Origin of the sequence: Barnesiella sp. WM24 (assembly GCF_004570975.1) — a bacterium.
GTDB lineage: Bacteria > Bacteroidota > Bacteroidia > Bacteroidales > Muribaculaceae > Muribaculum.
Window position 1 is genome coordinate 1 of sequence record NZ_SPPC01000029.1, and the last position, 1,194, is coordinate 1,194.

The 1,194-nt window shown below is 44.7% G+C and carries 2 protein-coding genes; both read left to right on the forward strand.

Going from position 1 to position 1,194, the window contains the following annotated elements:
- Positions 1 to 207 (forward strand): hypothetical protein (locus E4T81_RS15725; RefSeq protein WP_167762006.1); only part of this gene is annotated, 207 nt, incomplete at its 5' end.
- Complete coding sequence (locus E4T81_RS15480) at positions 197 to 1,093, forward strand: RHS repeat-associated core domain-containing protein (RefSeq protein ID WP_167762008.1); 897 nt, start codon at positions 197 to 199, stop codon at positions 1,091 to 1,093. The genes E4T81_RS15725 and E4T81_RS15480, both read left to right, overlap by 11 nt.
- Positions 1,094 to 1,194 lie beyond the last annotated feature (101 nt).

The window sequence follows — 1,194 nt, forward strand, 5'->3', positions numbered from 1 at the left end:
TATGAATCCATCTATAAACGCGAACTAAATAGAGTGTCAGAATGGATAGACATGGTTGACATCACCAAACTGATCAAGGACAAGGAACCATGTATCCTTAACGGACTTGCATTTGCCAAAGTCTTAGACGTGGTTTTTGTATATGATATAGTGCCAAAAACGGCTGAGAAAACAACTGTCAAAAATGATTCCATTAATGGCAAATGAAAGCGGGGCGGTCAAGCGGGTGATGTTTGACGGAGGGTATGCCACGTTCAGCGACGCCGGGAAGGGCAGCTCGGTGCAGCCCTACAAGTTTGGGGGCAAGGAGCTGGACGCCATGTACGGGCTCAACATATATGACTTCCATGCACGCACCCAGACACCCGACCTCGCGCGCTTCACCCGCCCCGACCCCCTCGCAGAGAAGACACCTCACCTCTCACCCTACCTCTTCTGCGCCAACGACCCCGTCAACAAAACCGACCCGACAGGAATGGAAGTATGGTTCAACGACTTCATGTACACCCCCGGATGTGAATACTTCGGTGACGACGACTTCGTGCGCCGCAGCGTGCAGGCTATGAACATTGTATACCAGTCAGGCGGCGACAAGCTGATAGACGACCTCGTAGCCTCCGAAAGCAAATACTCTTACGTACCTGGAGAAGGAGAGAAATCATTCACTTTAGGAGAAAATTACGGCAATACCACAACAACAATCGGCAAAGAATTAGGCAGAGACACATTCATCTCGGCAATCGTCCACGAATCGATGCACGTTGGACAGTTCCTTAACGGACAGGGTGGACGCGCAATATTTAACGAGGTTGAAGCCTACGCTTTCACTGCGATAATCAGTCTAAATTCTTTCCAAGCCCTTGGAATGGATGGATTCAATACTAACGTACAGACCGAGAATCGGTATGGTAAATCATTTAAAATTTTACAAAACGGATACAATTCGGAATCTTTTACGGATGCGATGTTTCTTTTTAAAAGAGAATCAAAGGCAAATAATACAGGGATATATACCGCGTATCCATTTATGCCGAATAATCGCAACTTGCTTCATGACAATACAAATTCAATGCTTTTAAAATATTCACCATGAAGAAAATATTAATATTATTTACTTTATTGACATTTAGCCTGTCAGGCTATTCAAATGAGCCTATTTCCCGTCTCAATAATGATAGTATATTATCCAAATTA